Annotated in this window: 15 protein-coding genes; 7 read left to right on the top strand and 8 right to left on the bottom strand. The window is 66.0% G+C overall.

The window, feature by feature from the left end:
* Positions 1-120 precede the first annotated feature (120 nt).
* From glgB to treZ, 5 genes are all read right to left on the bottom strand, one after another.
* A complete protein-coding gene (glgB, locus tag AC0IXR_RS21605) occupies positions 121-2,433 on the bottom strand; it encodes a 1,4-alpha-glucan branching protein GlgB (protein ID WP_471762120.1) in 2,313 nt (770 codons plus the stop codon).
* The gene (treS, locus tag AC0IXR_RS21610; protein ID WP_471762121.1) at positions 2,434-5,691 is read right to left on the bottom strand and encodes a maltose alpha-D-glucosyltransferase; all 3,258 of its coding nucleotides are present in this window, start codon (positions 5,689-5,691) and stop codon (positions 2,434-2,436) included.
* A 169-nt stretch (positions 5,692-5,860) separates the two neighbouring features.
* A complete protein-coding gene (locus AC0IXR_RS21615) occupies positions 5,861-9,244 on the bottom strand; it encodes a maltotransferase domain-containing protein (RefSeq protein ID WP_471762123.1) in 3,384 nt (1,127 codons plus the stop codon).
* Positions 9,245-9,378: 134 nt separating this feature from the next.
* Positions 9,379-14,289: a malto-oligosyltrehalose synthase gene (locus AC0IXR_RS21620; protein ID WP_471762124.1), complete on the bottom strand. Its 4,911-nt coding sequence runs from the start codon at positions 14,287-14,289 to the stop codon at positions 9,379-9,381.
* Positions 14,286-16,091 carry a malto-oligosyltrehalose trehalohydrolase gene (gene treZ, locus AC0IXR_RS21625; protein WP_471762126.1) on the bottom strand — a complete coding sequence of 602 codons (1,806 nt, stop codon included), beginning with the start codon at positions 16,089-16,091 and terminating at the stop codon, positions 14,286-14,288. The genes AC0IXR_RS21620 and treZ overlap by 4 nt, the downstream gene beginning before the upstream one ends.
* Before the next feature lie 285 nt (positions 16,092-16,376).
* Here treZ and AC0IXR_RS21630 point away from each other — a divergent pair, with 285 nt between their 5' ends.
* Complete coding sequence (locus AC0IXR_RS21630; RefSeq protein ID WP_207411644.1) at positions 16,377-16,862, top strand: YidB family protein; 486 nt, start codon at positions 16,377-16,379, stop codon at positions 16,860-16,862.
* Positions 16,863-16,910: 48 nt separating this feature from the next.
* On the opposite strand, the gene mgtE is transcribed toward AC0IXR_RS21630, so the two are convergent.
* Positions 16,911-18,281: a magnesium transporter gene (gene mgtE, locus AC0IXR_RS21635; protein ID WP_471762127.1), complete on the bottom strand. Its 1,371-nt coding sequence runs from the start codon at positions 18,279-18,281 to the stop codon at positions 16,911-16,913.
* 528 nt (positions 18,282-18,809) lie between these two features.
* On the opposite strand from mgtE, the gene pqqA (AC0IXR_RS21640) reads away from it, so the two are divergent.
* From pqqA (AC0IXR_RS21640) to AC0IXR_RS21665, 6 genes are all read left to right on the top strand, one after another.
* On the top strand, positions 18,810-18,899 hold the full coding sequence (pqqA, locus tag AC0IXR_RS21640; RefSeq protein ID WP_056429267.1) for a pyrroloquinoline quinone precursor peptide PqqA: 90 nt from the start codon (positions 18,810-18,812) through the stop codon (positions 18,897-18,899).
* 63 nt (positions 18,900-18,962) lie between these two features.
* Entirely contained in the window at positions 18,963-19,052 is a 90-nt protein-coding gene (gene pqqA, locus AC0IXR_RS21645) for a pyrroloquinoline quinone precursor peptide PqqA (RefSeq protein WP_018042171.1), read from the top strand.
* Between the two features lie 283 nt (positions 19,053-19,335).
* Positions 19,336-19,599, top strand: a complete 264-nt coding sequence (locus AC0IXR_RS21650; RefSeq protein ID WP_420604685.1) for a hypothetical protein — start codon at positions 19,336-19,338, stop codon at positions 19,597-19,599.
* Positions 19,600-20,132: 533 nt separating this feature from the next.
* Complete coding sequence (locus tag AC0IXR_RS21655) at positions 20,133-20,483, top strand: hypothetical protein (protein WP_056429271.1); 351 nt, start codon at positions 20,133-20,135, stop codon at positions 20,481-20,483.
* A gap of 7 nt (positions 20,484-20,490) precedes the next feature.
* The gene (locus AC0IXR_RS21660; RefSeq protein WP_471762128.1) at positions 20,491-20,841 is read left to right on the top strand and encodes a 4-fold beta flower protein; all 351 of its coding nucleotides are present in this window, start codon (positions 20,491-20,493) and stop codon (positions 20,839-20,841) included.
* 91 nt (positions 20,842-20,932) lie between these two features.
* A complete protein-coding gene (locus AC0IXR_RS21665) occupies positions 20,933-21,157 on the top strand; it encodes a hypothetical protein (RefSeq protein WP_471762129.1) in 225 nt (74 codons plus the stop codon).
* Between the two features lie 300 nt (positions 21,158-21,457).
* Here the strand turns inward: AC0IXR_RS21665 and AC0IXR_RS21670 are convergent, their stop codons facing one another.
* A complete protein-coding gene (locus AC0IXR_RS21670) occupies positions 21,458-22,558 on the bottom strand; it encodes a GGDEF domain-containing protein (protein WP_471762130.1) in 1,101 nt (366 codons plus the stop codon).
* A 403-nt stretch (positions 22,559-22,961) separates the two neighbouring features.
* The gene (ldtR, locus tag AC0IXR_RS21675; protein WP_056429280.1) at positions 22,962-23,474 is read right to left on the bottom strand and encodes a transcriptional regulator LdtR; all 513 of its coding nucleotides are present in this window, start codon (positions 23,472-23,474) and stop codon (positions 22,962-22,964) included.
* Positions 23,475-23,558: the final 84 nt, after the last annotated feature.

Genomic DNA, 23,558 nt, shown 5'->3' on the forward strand with positions numbered 1-23,558 from the left:
TGATCGACTTTCCCCTCAGCATCTGCTGAGCAATCCGATCGAACAGCCTCCAACACAAAAGGGCGCCGGTTCATCGAACCGGCGCCCTTACTCATGGCATCTTTAAAACACGAGGCGATCTCAGCCCTCGAGCACGAAGATGATCGTCCCGAGCGGCGGCGCCGAGAGCACCAGCGAATAGGGCTGGCCGTGGCTCTCCACGGCTTCCGCCTGGATACCGCCCATGTTGCCGACATTCGAACCGCCGTAGCGCTCGGAATCCGAGTTGATCGCCTCGCGATAGAACCCCGCCTCCGGTACGCCGATCCGGTATCCCTCACGCGGAATCGGCGTGAAGTTGGAGACCACCACCGCGACCTCCCCCGGTGACTTGCCCTTGCGGGCCCAGGCAATGACGCTGTTGTCCTGGTCGTCGGAGACCAGCCACTGGAAGCCGGCGGCCTCGCAATCCCTCACATGCAGGGCGGGGGTGGAGGTGTAGAGGTGGTTCAGGTCGCGGACGAGATCCTTCACGCCGCGATGCAGAGGATCGTCGAGCAGGTGCCAGTCGAGGCTCTGGTTGTGGTTCCACTCTTTCTGCTGGCCGAACTCGCCGCCCATGAAGAGCAGCTTCTTGCCCGGATGGCCCCACATGTAGCCGAAATAGGCGCGCAGATTCGCGAATTTCTGCCAGCGGTCGCCCGGCATCTTGTCCAGCAGCGAGCCTTTCCCGTGAACAACCTCATCGTGTGAGAGCGGCAGGATGAAGTTCTCGGAGAAGGCGTAGAGCAGGCCGAAGGTCAGGTCATGGTGGTGATAGCGGCGATGGATGGTCTGCTTCGACATGAATTCCAGGGTGTCGTGCATCCACCCCATGTTCCACTTGAAGCCGAAGCCGAGACCGCCCGTATAGGTCGGGTGTGACACGCCCGGCCAGGAGGTGGATTCCTCGGCGATCGTCATCGTGCCCGGCGCGTGGCTATAGGTCGCCTCGTTGGTCTTGCGCAGGAAGTTGATGGCGTCGAGATTCTCGTTGCCGCCGTATTGGTTGGGGATCCACTCGCCCTGCCGGCGCGAATAGTCGAGGTAGAGCATGGAGGCAACGGCATCCACGCGCAGGCCGTCGAGATGGTAATGCTCGAGCCAGAACCGGGCATTGGCGGCCAGGAAGCTCGACACTTCCGTGCGGCCGAAATTGTAGATGTAGGTGCCCCAATCCTGGTGGAAGCCCTGGCGCGGGTCGGCATGTTCGTAGAGATGCGTCCCGTCGAACTGGCCGAGACCATGCGCGTCGAGGGGGAAGTGCCCCGGCACCCAGTCCAGCATCACGCCGATGCCGGCCTCGTGGGCCACATCGACGAAGGCCGCGAAATCGTCCGGCGTGCCGAAGCGGCTCGTCGGCGCGAAGAGCGAGACCGGCTGGTAGCCCCATGATCCGTCGAACGGATACTCCGTGATCGGCAGCATCTCGATATGGGTGAAGCCCATTTCCTTGACGTAAGGGATCAGGCGCTCGCCCAACTCCTTGTAGGTCAGGTAACGGTTTCCTTCCTCGGCGACGCGTGCCCAGGAGCCGAGATGGACTTCGTAGATCGAGATGGCGGTGTGGCGCGGATCCTTCTCGCCCCGCGTCGCCATCCACTTGTCGTCGCTCCAGACGGGTGCGTTCGTGCCCTGGAGCACGGAAGCAGTCTCCGGCGGCTTCTGCGCCGCGAAGGCGACGGGATCGGCCTTCAGCGGCAGGAGCGAACCGTCGGGTCCGCGGATCTCGAACTTGTAATGGGCTCCTGCGGCGAGACCCGGGACGAACAATTCCCAGATGCCGCCATTCTGCCAGAGCCGCATCGGGTGGCGTCGGCCATCCCACTCGTTGAAATCGCCGACGATGCTCACCCGGCGGGCATTCGGCGCCCAGACCGCGAAGCGGAACCCGGCGATGCCATCGAGCTCCATGGATTGGGCGCCGAGCACCCGATAGGTCACGTCGCTGCCGATCTCGCGCAGGTTGTCGATATCCTGCTGATGCAGCGATGAGCCGAAGCTGTAGGGGTCGTGGCGGGGACGCTCGGTACCGTCCCAGCCTTCCACGGCCAGCTCATAGAGCGGCCGTCCCTGGCTCTCGACCCGGGCGACGTAGAATCCGTCCTGATGACGCCGCTCGAACGGGATGCGCTTGCCGGCGGTGAGAAGGGAAGCCGACTTCGCCTCCGGCAGGATGACGCGCACCTCCCAGAGGCCGGGGCCGATCTGGTGAGGGCCGAGCACCGAGAACGGATCGCCGTGATCCGCCCTCATCACAGCGGCGACCGCGTCCGGATGGACGCCCTGAACGGTCGACGTATCGGCATCGGCCTGGCGGGGACTCCCCGACGCGGCCGAGCGGGCCGCGATCCGTTCGGACCGCTTCCGCTCCTGCTCGGACGTCTTCGCCAGGCTCTCGTCGATATCCGTCATTCAAACGCCTCTCTTGGTGTCGTCCAGAATTGTGAGAACCCCACGGGCTGGGATTTCGATCCAATCCGGCCGGTTATTGGCCTCGTAATCGACCTCGTAGAGCGCCTTCGCCAGGAGCGAGAGCGCGAGCAGCCGCGTCTCGGTCTCCGGGTCGGTCACTGCCGCACGGCTGGTCGAGGCCACGCCGCGGTAGGCATCGAGGAACGCGGCATCGATCATGCCACGCCAGGCGATGGACGCGTTGCGAGCCCGGTCTTCCGAATCCGCGAACCGCGCCGCGATCTCGCGGGTGACGGTCTCGGCCCCATAGGCGAAGGAGCGCAGCATCCCGGCGACGTCGCGCAGCGGCGTCGACTTGGCGCGGCGCTCATCGGCCGGGCGAGCGGGCTCACCCTCGAAGTCGATGATGATGAGGTCGCTCTCGGAGGCGAGAACCTGGCCGAGGTGGAAGTCCCCGTGGATCCGGGTCTTCGTTGCCCCAACCGGCGGACGCGACGTCATGTCCTCGATCAACAGCTCGACTTCGCGGCGGCGACCGGCCAGCTCGGTGATCGCCGTGCTGGAGGTGCGGCCCGCCAGGGCGTCGAGGGCACGGAAGGCCCTCTCGCCCATCCGGCGTGCATCCTCTCCGAGGTCGCGCAGGTCGTCATGCGTGAACGGCTCGGGCGCGAAAGCCGGGTCGTCGGTCTCGATGGCGAAAGCGTTGTGGAGCTCGGCGGTGCGGCGGCCGAGGAGTTCGGCCCATCGCAGATGCGGGGCGAAGGCTTCGGTGGGCTCCGGCGCCTCGCTCTCGGGAGCGAGCACGACGGTATCGAAGTCGCGGCGTAAGCCCTCCAGCATGAGGGTCCAGGCATCGCCCTGGTTCGGCACGAAGGCCTGGAGCACGGCGAGCGCCGTCCGTGTCCCGTCCCCGTCCACGTGCTCGACGACGCCGAGCAGGGCCGGAGTGTTGGCGAAGCCCGCCTGCTCGGTGAGGAACCGGCCGACCTCGATCTCGGGATGCACCCCCGTCTGCATGCGGCGCAGGAGCTTGAGCATCATCTTCGAGCCGATGGCGATCGAGGTGTTGCTCTGCTCCGCATTCAGGCTGCGGACTTCCGCCAGATCCACGGCGATATCGCGATCGAAGGCCGAGGTATGGGAGAAGACGAGCTTGCCGGTCTCCGTCGGCAACTCGACGCCGTTGCGCATGCCGTCGATCAGGGCGACCGAGAAAGCAGGAGAGGCGGAAGCCCCGAACAGCAGGCCCGTGCGCGGTCCGCGGCGAACGCGGGCGACCGCGTGCGACAGCAGCGTCTCGTCCTCGCGGCCTTCATCGACCCCGAGGGGCACGAAGTAATCCTGGCGCTCGCCATTGGCGAGATGCACCGCCACGCGCGGCAGCAGGAAGCGGGTGAACCCGCCGGCATCCTTGAGGGTGGCGCTGTCGATCACCGAGACCGACTTGATGCGGGTTCCCTTGGCGCCGAACCAACGGCGGGTGCCGATGAAGCGCGGGGCCACGGTGCGTTCGAAGGCGGTCCGCTCGCGACCGGCCATGAGGGTCTCGACACCGCCGGTGAGGACCAGGGTGAAGAGCTCCGGTGTCTCCGGCTGCGGGCCGATTTCCCCGGCATTCGCCGCGTTCAGCGAGAACCAGTAAAACCCGTAGGATGGCAGGGTCAGCAGGTAGGGCAACTCGCCGATGGCCGGGAATTCCGAACCGCCGGTCAACTCGATCGGCACGGCGCTACGGAACTCGGACAGGTCCAGCTGCACGGCCTGCGGCGCGCGGGACAGGTTGGCGACGCAGAGGACGCGCTCCCCCTCGAACTCGCGGATCCAGGCCAGCACCTTGCGGTTGGTCGGATACAGGAACTGCATACCGCCGCGCCCGAGGGCGACCGAGTTGTTGCGGATCGCGATCATGCGGCGCGTCCAGTTCAGCAGGCTCGTCTGCGACTGGGTCTGCGCCTCGACGTTGATCGCATCGAAGCCGTAGATCGGGTCCTGCACCGAGGGCAGGAAAAGCTTGGCCGGATTGGCGCGTGAGAAGCCGCCGTTGCGGTCCGGGGACCATTGCATCGGGGTGCGCACGCCGTCGCGGTCACCGAGATAGATGTTGTCGCCCATGCCGATCTCGTCGCCGTAGTAGAGCACCGGCGTGCCGGGCATCGACAGGACAAGGGACTTCATCAGCTCGATCTTGCGGCGGTCGTTCTCCAGCAGCGGAGCCAGACGGCGGCGGATGCCGAGATTGATGCGGGCGCGGCGCTCGGCGGCATAGAACGACCAGAGGTAATCGCGCTCCTCCGCCGTGACCATTTCGAGGGTGAGCTCGTCATGGTTGCGCAGGAAGATGGCCCACTGACATCCCTCGGGGATTTCCGGGGTCTGGCGCATGATGTCGGTGATTGGGTGCCGGTCCTCGCGGGCGATCGCCATGTACATGCGCGGCATCAGCGGGAAGTGGAACGCCATGTGGCATTCGTCGCCGTCGCCGAAATACTGCGCGGTTTCCTCCGGCCACTGATTGGCTTCCGCCAGCAGCATGCGGTCGGGATAGCTCGCGTCGAGGGCGGCGCGGATCGCCTTGATGACCGTGTGGGTCTCCGGCAGGTTCTCGCAATTCGTGCCGTCGCGCTCGATCAGGTAGGGGATCGCGTCGAGCCGCAGGCCGTCGACGCCCATGTCGAGCCAGTAGCGCATGACCTCGATCACGCCCTCCAGCACGGCGGGGTTGTCGAAGTTGAGATCCGGCTGGTGGCTGTAGAACCGGTGCCAGAAATACTGCTTGGCGACCGGGTCCCAGGTCCAGTTCGAGGTCTCGGTGTCGAGGAAGATGATGCGCGTGTCGGAATACGGCGTGTCGGTGTCCGACCAGACGTAGAAATCGCGCTCAGGGCTGCCGGCCGGCGCCTCGCGGGCGCGCTGGAACCAGGGATGCTGGTCCGAGGTGTGGTTGATGACGAGCTCGGTGATGACGCGCAGGCCACGGTCATGCGCGGCCTCCACGAACTTCCGGAACTCCTCCATCGTCCCGTAGGACGGATTCACGTCGCGGTAATCGCCGATATCGTATCCGTCGTCGCGCAGGGGCGACGGATAGAACGGCATCAGCCAGATGGCGGTGACGCCGAGGTCCCGCACGTAATCCAGTTTCTGCGTCAGGCCCTCGAAATCGCCGATCCCATCGTTGTTCGAGTCGAAGAACGACTTGACGTGGATCTGGTAGATGATGGCGTCACGGTACCATTGCGGATCGCTACGATCGATCATCGCGTCGTTGCCTCATGCGTCGGGTTCAAGGGCGTGTTCGGCTTCGCGGCGCGCGCCCTTCGCCGAAACGAAGGGCTTGGCCGCGTCGGCCGCAGCTTTGGCACCAGCTTCTGGGCGACAACGCGACGGACGGCTGAAAACTCGAAGTTTTGTGCTGACACGCGGGCGGCTACTCCGCAACCCGCTGGGGCGCGCGCAGCCGCCAGACGATGACGGACCGCTCCGCCGGATCGAGGGCGATGCGGTGGGACTTGCCGCGCAGCTCGAACTTGTAGCCGAGCAGCAGGTCCTCCACCTCGACGGCGCCGTGGTCGGGCTCTCCGAGGAGCCAGAGCGGTACCTCGTAGGTGCATTCCTGACGGTTCTTCGGATCGAGATTAACCATCACGAAAATGCAATTGTCGCCCTCGGGCGTCGCCTTGGCGTAGGCGACGATCTGGTCGTTATAGGCCGCCGTGAAGGTGATGTTGCGGAAGTCCCAGAGCGCCGGGTTCTCCTGCCGGATGCGGTTGAGCTTGATGATGTGCGCGCGGATGTTGCCCGGCGCATGGTAATCCCAGGCCTTCAGCTCGTACTTCTCTGAATTGAGATATTCTTCCTTGCCGGGATACGGCGCGGCCTCGCACATCTCGAAGCCGTTATAGATGCCGTAGACCGAGGACAGCGTCGCCGCCAGGGTCGCCCGCACGATGAATCCGGCGCGGCCGCTGGTCTGGAGGTAGACCGGATTGATGTCCGGCGTGTTGGCGAAGAAGTTCGGCCGGTAATATTCGCCCATCTCGCCGGCGAGCTCGGTCGAGTAGTCGATGAGCTCCTGCTTCGTGTTGCGCCAGGTGAAGTAGGTGTAGCTCTGCTGGTAGCCGGCCTTGGCGAGCTTTTTCATCATCTTCGGCCGGGTGAAGGCCTCGGCGAGGAAAATCACGTCGGGATAGCGGGCATTCACCTCGGCGATCATCCATTCCCAGAACGGGATCGGCTTGGTGTGGGGGTTGTCGACGCGGAAGATGCGGGCGCCGAGTTCGGCCCAGCCCATGACGATGTCGCGCAGTTCGATCCAGAGCGAGGGCAGCGCGCCGCCGTAGAAGTGGACGTTGGAGATGTCCTCGTACTTCTTCGGCGGGTTCTCGGCGAATTTCAGAGTGCCGTCGGGGCGCCACTCGAACCATTCTGGGTGGTTCTTGATCCACGGGTGGTCGGGCGAGCACTGGATCGCGAAATCGAGCGCGATCTCCATGCCGTAGGCGTGGCTCGCGGCGACCAGCCGGCGGAAATCGTCGAGGGTGCCGAGTTCGGGATGCACCGCCTCGTGCCCGCCCGCCTCCGAACCGACCGCATAGACCGAGCCGACATCGCCTTCGAGCGCCGTGAGGGTGTTGTTCTTGCCCTTGCGGTTGGTCTTGCCGATCGGGTGGATGGGCGTGAAGTAGAGCACGTCGAAGCCGAGTTCCCGGATCTCGGGCAGACGCCGGATCACGTCGTCGAACGTGCCGTGGCGTTTGACGTCCATGGATTGCGAGCGCGGGAAGATCTCGTACCAGGCCGAGAACCGGGCCGCGAGGCGGTCGGCGATCACCGGCACGTTCACCGGGTAGCGCGAACGGTTGACCCGGTCCGCATGCTTGCGGATCAGGGACGCAGTCTCGGGGGCGAGGATGAGATCGAGCTGCGCTGCCGATCCGGTTTTCTCCGCTCCCAGGGCCGAGACGATGGCCTGGAGCCGGGCCTGGTCCGGCCCGGTGGCGAGGTCCGCCGCCCCCTGTACGAAGCTGACGCCCTCGATGGTCTCGAGGCGCACGTCCACGCCCGCATCTCGCTTCTTCAGCGTGTCGCGGATCCAGGACGAGAAGGCGTCGCGCCAAGCCTCGATAGTGAATTCGTAGCGGGCATTGTGTTCGAGGGGGAAGGAGCCGCTCCAGCGGTCGTTGTCCACGAACACCATGCGGTCTCGGCGCCACTCCTCCTCGCCGACGACGCGCGACAGGATCGCGGCGTCGATGATCTCGTGACCGTCGCTGAAGATGTCGGCGGAGACCGCCACCTGCTCGCCGACCACGCGCTTGACCGGGGAACGGCCCCCGTCGATCTCGGGCGAGACCGCCTCGATGACGACGCGACCTTCGCCCGACGGCGTGGAGGGAGCGGGGGGCTTTGCCACCACCCGCCGCTCGGCGGCGAGGATGCGGATCTCGCCGGGCGCGAGATCGAGGCTAGTGCCGGGAAGGAACTCGATCGGCTCCGCCTCGGGGGTGACATCTTTGAACCGGTCGAGCATGCCGCCCGTCCGGGCCACCAGCGGCCCGGCATCCACCGCCACCGCCACGGGGCCGGGATTGAACAGGACGAGGGTGGCGTGGCGTGCCGAAGCGCCGTGTCCGGTGTCGAATTTCAGCAGCGCCACATAGGCCGCATCCGGCGCCGAGATCCGCGACTGCGCGCCCTCGACATTGGCGGAAGCGAGGCTGGCCTTCAGGGCGTTGATCGCCGTGACATAGCCGGAAATGTCGATGCCGGTGTCGGTTTCGCGCGAATCGGGATTGGTCTCGACCACATGCAGGGCACGGCGGTAGCCCCATTCGTAGCCAATGGGCAGGAGCACGCCGGCCGAGAAGAACGCGGCCAGGGCGTAGCGCGCCTTGAGCCGACGCGCGATGGCGTCCGGCCCGCCGGAAAGCCCGCCCGCGAGGCGGGGCATGTCGTGGTTCTCGGGGAAGGCGATGGAGGGGGCGATCACGCGCAGGCGGTCGTATTGTTCGAGCGCCCACGGCGCCTTCAGGTCCCACCAGGCGAAGGAATTGAACAGGTAGTCGAAGCCGGCGCCGGCCGTGGCCTGGGCCTCCTCGAAGGTGCAGCCCAGGGTCTCGGCGGCGAACAGGCAATCGGGCTCCAGCGCCTTGGCGGCGCCGATGAGCGAGCGCCAGACGTCCGGCGGCACCTTGTAGGCGGCGTCGCAGCGGAACCCGCCGACGCCGAGATCCTGCATCCGATTGATGTAGCCGGCCCAGAGCCGGGTCAGCTCCTCGCGCGCACCGGCCGAATGATAGTTCAGCTCGGCGAGGTCGCCCCAGACCGTGCGGATCGACGGATCGTCCGGGTCGACCGCGGCGGGGCTCTCGATGTTGCCGGCCTCGTCGCGAAGGAACAGGTCCGGCCGCTCCCGCGCCAGGGGGCCGTCCTTGGCGGTGTGATTGATGACGAGGTCGGTCATCACCCGGATGCCGTGCGAGGTGGCGGCGGCGCAGAAGCGGCGGATCTGCTCGTCGTCCGAGGTGCCGTCATCGTCGCGGAACCGCTCGTCGAGCTTTTCCGGGTCGGAGACCGCGTAGAGGCTGCGCGAGCCGCCGGTCTGGTGGAACGGATTGAGGTAGATCCAGTCGAACCCCATCCCGGCGATGCGGGGAAGCTCCGCCGTCCAGGCCGAGACCTTCCCGACGAGGAGGGGGAACAGGTTGTAGATGCGCGGCCCCTCGGCCCGGGGGGCGAGACCCGCAGGCAGCGCCACGGTTCCGGCTTCGGTCCGCGCGGCGGAGATCTTGGCTGGGCTCGGCGCGTTCATGCGTACTCCGTTCATTTGACTAGCGTGTCCCCGTCTCCCGCAGGAGCCTCCCGCGCGGCGGCGGGTGAGGTGGGGATGGGCGGTCCCCGTCGAGGACCGCCCTTCAGGGTTCGGCTGCCGTCCCGAACTCGGGCTCAGGCAGTCCGCTTCAGGACTGCGTAGGGCAAACGCGCGAACAACCGGCCGAGATCGACCGATGTTCCCTCCGGCTGCACCCCGGCCCCCGACATCAGGTCGACCCAGCGGCTCTCCGCCGGCACCGGCAAGGTGGTGCCGGAGAAGGCCTCGCCCGACCATGCCGCATCTCCGACGAGGCCGGAGACGAGTCGCGGCACGGCGACGAGGAGGTCGCCCTCCCCGCTTGTGGCATCCGACCGTGTGAATGCGATGACATGGGCACTCAACCGGCCTTCTGCGGTCACCGCCAGATGATCGGCGTCCGCGTAGAAGCTGGGTCGCTCCGCACGGTCGGCAAGGAGGCGCGCGAGCGTCGCCTGCTTGACCCGCCCATCCGGCCAGTGATCGAGCAAGCCGGCGATGTCGGCGCTGCCGTTCAGGGCTTCGGCACGGGCCGTGTAATCCACGGGGCGGCGGTTATCCGGGTCCACGAAGGAGAAGTCCCAGAATTCCGTCCCCTGGTACACGTCGGGCAAGCCCGGAAGCGTGGTCTTCAGCACCGTCCGGCCGAGGCCGGCGATCATGCCGAGATGGGCGAGCCGGCGCGCGATCGGACGTATGAGCGTCATGAACTTCGCGCCCGGCGCGATCAGGCCGGCGAAGAACCGCTTGACCGCCGCCTCGTACTGCTCGTCCACATTGACCCAGCTCGACCGGCGCTTGCCCTCGCGAAGGGCCTTTTCAGAGTACGCGTCGAGACGTTCGCGGAACTCCGCGATGGCGGCCTCGTCGTCCCGCTCCAGCAATTCGAGCGGCCAGGCGCCCAGGATGGCCTGCAGGAACATCCACTGGTCGTTGGCGTCGGGCGCAGGGCCCTCCTCCATGGCGGTGAGATGCGTGCGGGCCGATTGGCCGAGGATGGTCCAGGCCTCGGCCCAAACTTCCGGGATCTCCGACAAGGCGAGGAGGCGCGAGCGCGCATCCTCGCCGCGCTTGGTGTCGTGGGTGGCCGTGGTGATCATGGCGTTCGGCCAGTCGCGGGCCCGCGCCGCCTGGAGCGCGTGGAAATGCTCCAGATCGATCCCGTATTCGCCCGGATCGCCGCCGACCTCATTGAGGGCGAGCAACTCGGAGAACCGGTAGAACAGCGTGTCTTCCAGGCTTTTCGCCATGACCGGCCCGGTCAGCTGCTGGAACCGGCGACGGAACCGCAGGATGACGGCGGGATCGGGCCGCCCCGGCCCGCCGGAATCGACGCGCCCCAGCAGAGCCTGTGAGGCGAAATCGTGGACCGACCTGTCCGGCAGGGCGCTCCAGCGCTTGGCCTTGGCCACCGCGCCCTCGATCAGGCGGATATCCTCGCCCTCGACGTCGCTCTCGTCGAGATCGCCCGGCAGATAGGAGCGGTAGGTGGGAAAGCGCGCGATGATCTCGATCAGCGCGCGGCGGATGGCGTTCACCGAGAAATCGCGCGTGCGCCGGTCGGCGTCGGCGATCCGCTTCAGGTCGGCGGTGAGCACTTCGAGCTCGCTGGCGAAGCTGATCTCGAGGATCTCGGCCTTGGCCGCCCGGAGCTGTGCCTTGTAGGGCTCGTCCATGCCGGTGGCCCAGCGATAGAACCGGGTAATCCTGGTGTGCTTCTCCTGATCCACCAGGATACCGTCGAGCTGGTTCAGCACGTCGTAGCCGGTGGTTCCGGCGACGGGCCAGGGTCGCAGCTTCTCGCCGGGTTCGAGGATCTTCTCGACCACGACGTAGAAGCCGGGGCCGACCGCGCTCTGCAGAGCGCGCGCATACCCCTGCGGGTCGGCGAGACCGTCGATATGGTCGATCCGCAGCCCGTCGATCCGCCCCTCGGAGATGAGGCGGAACACCGTCTCGTGCGAGCGGTGAAAGATGTCGGATTTCTCCACGCGCAGGCCCGCGAGGCCGTTCACGTCGAAGAAGCGACGGTAGTTGATGTCGCTCGCCGCCACGCGCCAATGGGCGAGACGGTAGGATTGCTGCTCGAGGAGCCGGTGGAGCGGCCCGAAACTGTCGGGCCTCCCCTCGAAACCGTTGAGCAGGGTCAGCGTGCGGTCGATGGCCTTGGCGATGGCGGGCGAGGCCTCCACCGCGTCGGCGAGCCGGCGCTTGAGGCCGTCGGCCTCCTCCGGGAAGCCCCGGCGGCGCTCCGCATTCGTCTCTTCGCTCATCAGCCGCAGCCGCTCGGAGACGGCCAGCACCTCGGCCGCCGCATCGTCGCCGATCTCGCCATGCGCCGCCAGGGCGCGGTTGAGGATCGACGGATATTGCAGCGGGCAGATCGGGAATTGATGCTCGTAGTGCCAGACGCTGAAGGCGCCGGCGGCGGCGTCGTATTTCAGGTCGAGCGTGCCGTGTTCGAGGGCCTCGCCGTAACGGTCGCCCAGGAACGGGATGACGAGGTTGTTGCGGGCGCCCTGTCGCTGCCAGTCGATGTCGAAGGCATGTGAGAGCGGCGAGAGATCGCCCCATTCGAGGACGGAGAGCCACCACGGATTATCGGCCCCGCCGACGCCCATATGGTTGGGCACGATGTCGAGGAGCAGCTTCAGGCCATGCCGCTGCATCACGTCGGAGAAGCGGACGAAGCCCTCCTCGCCGCCGAGTTCCGGATTGATCGTCGAATGGTCGACGATGTCGTAGCCATGGGTCGAGCCGGGCCGCGCCTTCTGGATCGGCGAAGCATAGACGTGGCTGATGCCGAGTTTGGCCAGATACGGCACGATCCGCTCGGCATCGGCGAAGGTGAAGTCCTTGTGGAATTGCAGCCGGTAGGTGGCGCGCGGCGGCGGCGAGGCGAGACGCGCCGCTCCCGAACGGGGGCCGCGTTCCTCGGCCGACAGCGCGGCGGCGAGCTTTGCCAGCGGACCGCCCGGCGCCGCGATGGCCTCCAGGCTGCGGTCGAGCTTGCGCCGCCAGTTCGGATAGCCCTCCGTCGAGCCCGGCACGTTGGCCTGGCTCAGTTCCGAGATGACGTCCTCGTACTGCACCGCCGTCAGCATCGAGGGCGCCCGTGCGAGGTAGCGCGCCGCCGCTTCGAACGGCGCCGTCTCGGGCACGTCGTAGCTCGGCAGCAATTGCTCGGAGGCCAAAGCCTCGGTGAGACGGGCGCGCTCGGTGACGCGCTCGCGCCGCTCCGCTTCCGCCCGCTCGGCGTCGTAGAGGCCCAGCGCCTGGCGAGTGTCGGTATCGACGCCACGCCACCAGCCGACGAAGGTCGGCAGGTCATGCGTGGTAATCGCCGTCAACGCGTCGCGCGGATAGGCGCCGGGTCCCTTGAACCGGCCGCCATGCTCGCGCTCGAAGGCGAGGATGCGGTAGCTCAGGATGCCGGCCTGCATCAACGCGTCGGAGAAGCCCTCCGGCGCGGTGCCGAGATCCTCGGCGATGACGAGGCACTTGGCCCGGTGGCTCTCCAGCCGCAGCACCGCGAGCATCGGCTCGAACGGCATGGCGACATAGGCCCCGTCCTTCGCCGATCCGGTGATCGGGATGAGGAAGAGCCGGGCGAGCTGGAACGCGTGGTCGATGCGGATCGCACCGGCATGGCGCATGTTCGCCTGGACCAGGGCGCGGAACGCCGCCAGCCCGTTGCGCTCCATTTCGAGGGGGTGGAACGCCGGCAGGCCCCAATCCTGGCCCTTGGGCGCCAGCAGATCGGGCGGCGCTCCGATGGAGACGCCATTGGCGAAGCGCTCAGGATGCGACCAGACTTCCGACCCGCCGCGGTCGGCGCCGACGGCGAGGTCACGGTAGAGGCCGAGCCGCATCCCGCTTTCGAGGGCGGCCTTCGACGCATCGGCCAATTGGCGATCGGCGAGGTATTGCAGCCAGATATGGTAGGTGACGGCCTCGGCATGGGCCATCGCGAACGCCTCCACCGCCGGTGTCCCGGCGCGGCGCATCTCCTCCGGCCAGTCGCCGGACCAATAGGCGCCAAGCGCCTTGTAATGGGCGGACAAGGCCTCGAACGTCCCGTGCGCTTCGAGATCCGCCCCGCCCTCCTCGCGGAAGGCCGAGAAGGCGGGGTCCTGCCCCGCACGAGCCGGGGATTCCTGCCAGAACGCCTCCAGCACGGGGGACAGAACGCCCCAAATGCCGGGATGGTCCACCAGGGTCGCGGCCTGAAGGCCGGCGATGTCGGTGGCCTTGTCGGCCAGTAGCGCGGCGGCACGCGAATTGGTGAAACCGGGCAATGCGCCGGGTTCGATGAACAGGGTCTCCAAGAACAGGCGCGAGGACGGCGAATAGGGCGAGATCTTGCTGCGATCCGATTCGAACAGCGCATGGACCGGGCTCAGGCCCAGGAACGAGGCACCGCGAATGCCGGCATCGCGCGCGGCGCGGCCCGCATCGGCGTAGCTGCCGATGCCGAGGTTGTGCGGCGAGCGCAGGCCATAGAGCTGCGCGGCGAGGCCCCAATCCCGCGCGCCCTCGTCGGCATAGGCGGCAGGGCGCCAGCAACGCTGTGGCGCGGAGATGACCCAGGCTTCCGATTTCCGCTCGCCGAGCGCTACGGTCAGCCGGTGGTAGCCCGGCGTCAGGGGCGGCAACTCAATACGGGGTTCACCAGCGCCCGTGATCGACGCCCTCCCCTCCCGCGCGAGGCCGCGCTCGTCGACGAGGCGCCACGAAACAGCGCCGTGCGCCTCCGCGGCCTGAAGCGGGATCGTGGAGGCACGCCGCGCTTCGACCGGGTTCAGAGACGGGACGAGCCCGAGCCGGACGGATTCGACCTCCGCGAGGCTGCTCGCGATCTCGTCGTCGTTGCTCGCCGGGAAGCCCAGGGCGGCGACCATGCCGCGCCGAGTTTCGATATCGGTCGCCACGGGCTGGCCGAACGCGTCGGTATAGCCGGATGCGATGCCGAGGAGGTCGGCCAGGCGTTCGAGATCGCGGCTCATCGGGCGGCTCCCGTCAGCACGATACCCGTCCAGGTGGGAAGCTCGATCTCGCTGCCCGTATGACCGTTCGACCAGATCACCTGACCTCCATGGGAATCGACGGCGAGGGGATCCGCGCCGAAATTGGCGACGAAGCGCAGGGTGCCCCCCGCATAGCGCCACGTCACGTCGAGGGAATCCGGGGAAGGCCGGGTCACGTCGGCCCCGAGATATTGCGTCTTCGTCAGGGGCACGACGGATTGGTGCCGGATCTGCAGCAGGTTGCGGGTGTCGGCCCAGACACCGCGATGGGGCTGCCGCTCCGGCTCGGACCAGTCGAGCTTCGAATCGAGGAAGGTCTGTTCCGCCGTGGGATCGGGGATGACCGACGTGTCGTCCGCGAAGGCGGCGAAGCTCTTGAACTCGCGACGGCGCCCCTCGCGCACGGCCTTGTTGAGCTCTTCGTCCGGCGCGAAATCGACGAAGAACAGGAACGGCGTCGTGGCCGACCATTCCTCGCCCATCCACAGCATCGGGATCTGCGGAGCGAGAAGGAAGCCGGCGCGGGCGAGGCTGAGCTTGTCTGGGTCGCTCAGCGCGCTCAGACGCTCACCGAGGGCACGGTTTCCCACCTGATCGTGATTCTGGAGGAAGGTGACGAAGGCCGATGGCGGCAGATGGGAAGAGGGCTCGCCGCGCGGATGATTGTCGAGGCTCGGGAACGGCTCGCCCTGATAGGCGAAGCCTTCCGCGAGGCAGCGGGCGAGATGATCCACCGGCTTGTCGGCGAAGCTGACATAATAGCCCGCATCCTCGCCGGTCAGCAGCACATGCCAGCAATGGTGGAGGTCGTCGGCCCATTGCGCCGTGTGCTGGAGCGGCTGGGCCTGATCGTCGCGTTCGAGCCAGCGGGCCTGGTTGGCCTCGTTCTCGAGGACGAGATGGATGTGCCGGCCGGGCAGGCGCGCGCGGATCGTCTCGGCGAGCTCGCCGATGAAGTGCTTGGGCGAATCGTCCAGAATGGCGTGGACCGCATCGAAGCGGATGCCGTCGAAATGGTATTCTTCCAGCCAGTAGAGCGCGTTCTCGATGAAGTAGTCGCGCACGACCTTACCGCTGGTCTCGCCGTCGAAGTTGATGCCGGCGCCCCAGGGCGTCTGATGACGCTCGGTGAAGAAGGTCTTGGCATAGGCGTGGAGGTAATTCCCGGCCGGGCCGAAATGGTTGTAGACCGCGTCGAGGAACACCATCAGCCCGAGCGAATGGGCCTTGTCGATCAGGTGTTTGAGCTCGTCCGGGCGTCCGTAGACGGCGTCCGGAGCGTAGGGCAGCACGCCGTCATAACCCCAGTTCCGGGTGCCCTTGAAATCGGCGAGCGGCAGTAGCTCGATGGCGGTGACCCCGAGATGGGTCAGGTCTTCGAGCTTGGCCTCCAGGGCAGCATAGGTCCCTTCCGGCGTGGCGGTGCCCACATGCAGCTCGTAGAGGACGGCCTCTTCCCAGGGGCGGCCCGTCCATTCGCCGTCGCTCCAGTCGAACGCCTTCGGATCGATCACCTCGCTGAGACCCGACACGTCGTCGGGCTGAAAGCGCGAGGCGGGATCCGGCACGACGAGGTCGCCGTCGATGCGGAAACCGTAGCGGGCGCCGGCGCGGACATTCGGCACGGTGGTGCGGCGCCAGCCTTCGCCGGCCTCGGGGATGGGATGCTCGGCCCCGTCGACCACGAGGGCGACGTCCTTGGCCGTGGGTGCCCAGAGGGCGAAGCGCACGCCGTCCGCCGCGATGGCGGCACCGAAGTTCATGTCGTGTGTGCGCCGCATCAGACCGCCATCTCGCTCATTGGGAAACCTCGCGGCGGAGTCGCACCCGCCTGCGGTGAGAAGGCTGTCCGCGGTGCTCTGGTTCCCTCACCGAACAGCTTCGCTTGCGACGTAATGCGCGGGTCGCGGCGGACAACCGCCGGGCGGAGAAGTTTTATGTGCAGCGCGCCATTGATCCATGATTGTGCCCGTTCCGGCGGCGCGATGCATCGGTAAGCGCCACATGCACGTTGATGAGCGTCGTCTCGCCGATCAGCCGGCGGCGAACCTCAAGGGAGACAGCGCATGAGCCGCGGATATCCGTCCATGACCGCCTTGCTGGGTCTGCTCGCCGTGGCGGGCTACCAGAACAGGGACAAGATCGCCGAGTTCCTGGGCGGCACGTCGAACAAGAGCACGGCTCCGGGCACGCCGGGCGCCGTCACCGATGGCCAGAGCGGCCTCAATCAAAGCGGGCTCGGCGGCATCCTCGGCCAGTTGGGAAGCGCCCTCGGAGGTGCCGGCGCGGGCGGCCTCCTCGGCGGTGGCTTGAACGAACTCGTCGAGCGCTTCACCCAGAACGGCCACGGCGAGACGGCGTCCTCCTGGGTCAACCAGGGTCCGAACCAGGAAATCGCCCCCCAGAACCTCGAAAAGGCCATCGGCCCGGACATCCTGGCGACCCTCGCCCAGCAGACCGGTCTGTCCCGCGAGGAATTGCTGTCCCGCCTGTCGCGGGAATTGCCGCAGGCCGTCGACCGCTACACCCCCGACGGCCGCGTTCCGGCCTGAGGCGTCGTCTCCTCCCGGGCGCGCTCCGCCCGGGAGGATCGATGAGGGTCAGAGCAGCGTGCCGCGCAGGATCAGCATCGCCACCGAGAAGTAGATGACGAGGCCGGTGACATCGACGAGCGTCGCCACGAAGGGCGCCGAGGCCGTCGCCGGATCGAAGCCGAGGCGCTGGAGCACGAAGGGCAGCATCGATCCCGTCAGCGAACCGAAGGTGACGATGCCGACCAGGGCGGCCCCCACCGTCGCCGCCACCAGCATCCAATGCTCGCCGTAATCGTAGAGCCCCGCCTTCTGCCAGACGACGATGCGAATGACACCGATCGTCCCCAGGATGGCGCCCAGCAGCAACCCGGTGGGCACTTCCCGCAGGGCCACCCGCCACCAGTCGCGCAGGCGGACCTCGTGGAGCGCCAGAGCGCGGATGAGGAGCGAGGTTGCTTGACTGCCCGAATTGCCGCCCGAACTCATGATGAGCGGGATGAACAGGGTGAGGACGATGGCCTTCTCCAGCTGCCCCTCGAACCCCTGCATCGCCGTGGCGGTCATCATCTCGCCGAGGAACAGGGCGCAGAGCCAGCCGGCGCGCTTCCGGATCATCGTGCCGAAGCCGATATCCATATAGGGCTCGGGCAGGGCCTCCATGCCGCCGAAGCGCTGCACGTCCTGCGTCTGCTTCTCGACCATGGCGTCGATCATGTCGTCCACCGTGACGATGCCGATGAGGTGGCCCACCGCATCCACCACCGGTAGGGCCAGCAGATCGTATTTCGAGATCAGCCGCGCCGCCTCCTCGCGGCTGGCGGTGGGCGAGACGGCGAGCGGCCGCCGGCCGGCGGCGACGCTGAGGACGTTGTCGTCGGGATTGCCGGAGATCAGCCGGCGCAGGGGCACGGCCTTCGTCAGCGCCTGGGTGCGCGGGTCGAGGACGAAGATCGCGTAGATCGTCTCGCGGGTCTTCTCGACGGTACGGACATGGTCGAGGGTCTGCTGCACCGTCCAGTTGCCCGGCACGGTGACGAATTCCGTGGTCATCAGCGAGCCCACGCTCTCCTCGCCATAGGCGCTGAGCCGGTCGATCGTGCCGCGCGTCTCCGCATCGAGGCGCGCCCTCAGATCGGAGCGGCCCGGCTCCTCGATCTCGCGGAACACGTCCGTCACCCGGTCCGCCGACATGCCGGACAGGTAGGAGGCGACCCGGTCGCGCGGCAGCATCTCGATGATGTCGGCGGCGAGGTCGAGTTCCGGCTGGTCGAGCACCTCCACCGCCCGGTCATGGGGCAGCCCGAGCAGGATTGCGGCGGCGACCTCGGGTGCCTCCTCGTTCAGCGCCTCGACGATGTCGGGCGCGCGTTCGTCCGACAACCGGGCGGCCAGCACGGAGGGATCGATCTTGGTCGGGAAGGGGGCGATCTGGTTCATGGGCTCACCTCGGGGGAGGAGTGCGATCGGGCCGTGTTCGGCCGGATCGCGGTGAGCCGCGTGTGAACCCGTCAGGGCCTCAGGCGGTCAGAACGATATCGGCCGGGCGGGCTGGATCGACGGGACTGTCGCTGGGCATGGATGGGGAATTCGGGCTCCAAAGCTTCCACCTGCGATGCGCACATGCGGATCGCCGAGGGGAAGCCGTCGGCGGCGCCCCCATGCGCTCCGCCACGGGGCGCGTCAAGGTGAATTTCCTCCGGTCTTTCAGACCTGTCGGCGGGACGGCCGGGACGGCCGTGGGAGCCGCCGTTTCTACGTTCGGAATGGGCAGCGCCGGGGCCGGGATCGCGCACCGACGGAGCGCAATCCTGCATCATAGTTCCCTAAAGAAGGAAAGTTGTCCTCTTATCGGGTGAAATCCAGCCCTTACGATCCATCATATGAAAAATATAAGTCTCGTGCCCGCTTGTATTGCGCCCAACTCATTGCTTATGTTGAGGGCGTCGGACACGAAGGAGTTCTGCCATGGCATGGTCTACCCCCGTTGTTCAGGAAATCTGCGTCGGCATGGAAGTCACCAGCTACGAGTCGGCGGAAATCGATCCCTTCAACTAAGGGATCGGCGCCCTCACGGGCCCGTGTCACCAAGCCTCATCACTACCAACCAGGAGAAACGTCATGACGTGGTCTGCCCCCATCGTTCAGGAAGTGTGCGTCGGCATGGAAGTCACCAGCTACGAGTCGGCTGAGATCGACACCTTCAACTAAGTCGATCGCGACCAAGTCGATCGCTCCCTGGAGCGATTTGAAGGGGCGGCATTCCATCGGGAATGCCGCCTTTTTTCGTGTTCGCTCGGGACCGGGGATCGGGTCGGTGCAGAGATCGTCAGTCATGTCACCGATCGAAATGTCGACGTCACTGGTCTCGCCGCAAGGGTGAACTTTACGAGACCGTTCCGCCGAGAACTCTGCTAGGATGGTCACTTCGGCTCATGAGATGGGGACACGTTCGGGTCCCTGCGGTGAACTCGTCATTCGAGAGAAACACCCCATGACCCACGAGATGCCAGCCATGGAATTCTCGGACCTCACAGGACGGGCGACCCAGGACGGCATCACGGTGACCGTGAACGTCTATCGCTTCGCCGGCACGCAGGATCCGTGGACACTCGAAGTCATCGATCAGACGGGTTGGTCGACGGTCTGGGCCACCACCTTCGCCTCCGACGAAGATGCCCTCGACGCATTCATCGAGGCCGCCGAGGAAGGTGACGGCATGCGCGCGTTCCTCGAACCGCCGCCGACCTTGCACTGACGCAGATCGATATCGGCCTTCCGCCGCCGCACGCGCCTACCGGCTTCGCACAGCGACTCAAACGCCGTTCGCTTCATCCAAGCGGGTTCGACAATAGTCGCGACGGGTTCCCTCTGCTGCAAGGAGACGGTATTCACCCATCTACTTGTGCAGGCAAAACGCCTCCCTCTCCGCCTTGTGGGGAGAGGTCAGGATTGGGGGTGGCGCCGCTTGCCTCCGCAGCTTGAGGGTCGCCCAACCAGCCCCACCTCCACCCCACAAGCTCGACGGATCTCGGGCAGGCCCGAGATCCGCTGGGGAGGAGGGCTGCGCAACCTGCGAGATGTGTGAATATCGTAGCCCCCGCACCGCGGAATCTCGCGGCGTGGATGGCAGCGCCGCCCTGCCCCTCATGCCGACATTCGAGTGCCGGCCAAACAAAGTCCACGTCACGCCCAAGGACGAACGCCCCCGCAGGGAACATCGCGCGTCGATGCATTCAGTCTCTGCGGGTGGGCCACGTGCCATCACAACAATTGGAAAGTAGATCCATCATGAACCAACCCGACCTGCTCGCCGAGAACGTCTCCATCGCGGATCTCGCCGGCCGGAAAGCCGAGCGTCTGGAATATCTGAAAGGCGTCTACCTCAACATGGTCCCCGACCAGACGCGCAACCCGACGCTGCGTGTTCGCCTCAGCCGGGTCGGATCGAAAGTCCAGCCGCACTACCGGATCGAGAGCGACGACACCGATGGCCAGACCGTCATCTTGGGGGTCTATCAGGGCGACAAGCACAAGCCGCTCGCCAAGAGGCTGCACGACGATGACGGACCGACCTGGAGCAGCGAGACCATGAGCTACGTCGACCTCCGCACGCTGCACAACAGCCAGATTGGGGTTTGAGCCGTCCATGATCGAGTTCTTCGACAGAGATGGCGGCGAGGCGGTTTTCTGCCACGACGGGCACTCGCTCTATCTCTGGAACGGCAAGGCCGCGGCTTTCATCCACGATGACAAGGTCTACGCCTACGACGGCCGCTTCATCGGCTGGGCGGATCGCGGCTGGATCTCGGACGAGGACGGAGCCTGCCTGCTCTTCGAACGGGACGCGGTGGGCGGCCCTCCCAAGCCCCAGCGGCAGGGGAAAACGACGCCCGGTCCGAGACGCCCGAAACCGGCGCGGGCCGAAATGCGGCAGGCCCCGTCTCGTCCCGCCTCATTCGCGGCCTGGTCCCATCGCGTCTTTTCCGACCTGATCTGACCCTCGGCCGAACCCGTTCGCACGACCTCCCTCGCCACGTCGAACGGTGTGACGAGAGGGGTCGGCCGATGCCTGACGATAGGAAATCCGCATGACACTGACGAAAAAGCTGGCTCGCGTCCTCACCGACGAGACGGCGGGAGGCTATCGACTGACCATCGAGACCGTGGACGGGGAGATCTTCCGTATCCTCGCCACGGAGGATCAGGTGAACGACCTGATCGATGAACTCGATGAACTGGTCGGAGACGATGCCGACGACATTCCCGCTCTCTCCGAGGAGGAAGAGCATGTCGGCGAGGAGCAGCCTTCGTAAGGCCGGGCCGAACGTTCTATTGTCCCCAGACGAATTCGGGTTGGTCCCGTTTGTGGACGATGACTGGGTTGGCGGGTACGCCCGGCAGCCCCCCGTCATCGGGTCGGCCACGGCAGACCTATCTTCCCGACCTCAGCCGGTCCTCGTATTGCGCCGCCAAAAGCTGCGCGAGGGGACACGATTTCGCGACATCCACGAGGCCTTCGCAGGCCTGGCGGCAAGCATCGTCACGCTCGACCAGATCGGACGGTGCTGTTCGGCGCTCCGAGGCATCATTTGCGACGAGCCGCGCATTCGCCCTCATACGACTTGGACCCGATTCCGCCCGCTGATCTTGGCCTTGTACAAAGCTGCATCCGCTCGTTCGATAGCAGCCACGACCTGCGCTCCGTCATCCGTCATCTCGACGCCGAGGCTGACCGTGACCGCAATCGAGTGACCGTTCCATGCGATCGGCTTGTCTTGAAGTGTGAAGCGAAGGCGTTCGGCGAGGAAGACAGTCGCGTGGCGATCGTGCCCTTCAAGGACGATCACGAATTCCTCGCCGCCGAGGCGAGCGAGAATCGCCGCATCCGGTAGGACCGACTTTGCGCATTTGACGAACTCGCGCAGAACGTCGTCCCCGGCGGCGTGGCCGAATCGATCGTTGATGGCTTTGAAGTGGTCGAGATCGGCGACGATCACCCCGGCCACCGTTCGCTCTTTTTTGAGTTCGCGATCGAGGCCCTTGCGGTTCAAGGCGCCGGTTAGGGGATCGTGATTCGCAATCTGCTCCAACGCCGCATAGGCCCTCTCGGACTGAAGGGCGAGGATCGCTGTCGTGAGCACGATCGACGTCACATGATCGTTGATCGCAATGATCACCACCGCCAGTTGCTCGACGTTGGGCGAGAACGGCAGGATCGGCAGGATCGGCAGGCAGAGCGCAGCGGCGATGGCAGCCTGCGCAAGGCCTGCGATGCGCCGTATGGCCGATCCCCGCGAGGTCGAAAGCACGTAAATGGCTATCGCGGCCTCAAGCTGCGCATAAGCCAGCGTACTCACCGTATTGACCGTCTCGGCATCCCGACCGATCGCCACCAGACCGACATGCAGGAGAGCCGGCAGTAAGGTCAGGACGGCCATGACGGGCGTCAGAGGTCTTCGACCGTCGAACACCCGAAAACCGACCCAGAACATGCAAGCCGTCAGCGACCAACCCAACGAAGAAAGCCAACTCCCGTAGCGGCCGAAGTCGTCGAAGCCGACTGTTATCGCGGCGCTGATCAGATAGTTCGATCCGAAGCAGAGGAATGAGAACTCATCTCTACGAAGAAACCAACCGTATACGAACACGAGCCCGCACGTCATGAAGACGATCAGTTCGGTCAGTTGTAGAGTTGGAATCGAGACGGTCATCATACCTGATTAGCTTGCTCAGCGCGCACCAAACAAGTTTCAATCAAGAATTTCCCACTGTGGGTTAGGAACGTTTAACAGAACCGCCTAGATCGATTGAGGGTACTATAGTTCGCATCGAGTCTGGTGAGGGCTCTGCGGCTATCGCTTCATTGTCCTTCGGTTCGACACGCCTTCGGTAGTGGATAGCGAGGCTCGGCCTCAGGAAACCACTCGGAACCTGCTGCGCGCGGGGCGGCCTCCGGTCATGCCTGGCCGCCCCGGTTCATATCTCGTTCCCGGCGATTCGCCATCTCTGTCGTCCTAAGCAGGTTTCGCAGAAGTGCCCCCCGGTTCTGCGATAAAAACCTGCGACACATCAATGAGTTGAGCAGCGTGAAGCGTTGGCGTGCCAGCGGGACTCTGCTTAGAGGCGGTAACGGATCTGGTCGGTCCAGAAGCGCTCGAGACGGCCGAGGGCGACGTTGAGGCGCCCGAAATCGTCGTCGGAGATGCCGCCGATCGGCTGGATGGTCCGGGCGTGCTTGTCGTAGAGGCCCTGGATGATGTCGTGGATGGACCGGCCCTTGTCGGTGAGGCTGATCCGGACCGAGCGGCGGTCGGTCTTCGACCGGGCGTGGTGGAGGTAGCCGGCCTCCACGAGCTTCTTGACGTTGTAGGAGACGTTGGAGCCGAGATAGTAGCCCTTCGTCCGCAACTCGCTGGCTGTCAGTTCCTTGTCGCCGATGTTGTAGAGCAGCAGCGCCTGGACGCTGTTGACGTCCTCGCGGCCCCGGCGCTCGAACTCGTCCTTGATCACATCGAGCAGGCGGCGGTGGAGGCGTTCCACGAGATGCAGCGCTTCGAGATAGGATCCATGCACCGGGGTGGTCTCGGTGGAAGTATTGGTCTCGATCACCTTGGCGGACTGGGACTTCATCTGATTGCCTCGTCAGGGTTCTTGCTCGGGCGCCGTGGTGTTCGGCACCGCTTATGAAGCCAATTTACGAGTGACCGATGAAAG

Source organism: Methylobacterium sp. AC832 (assembly GCF_979256025.1).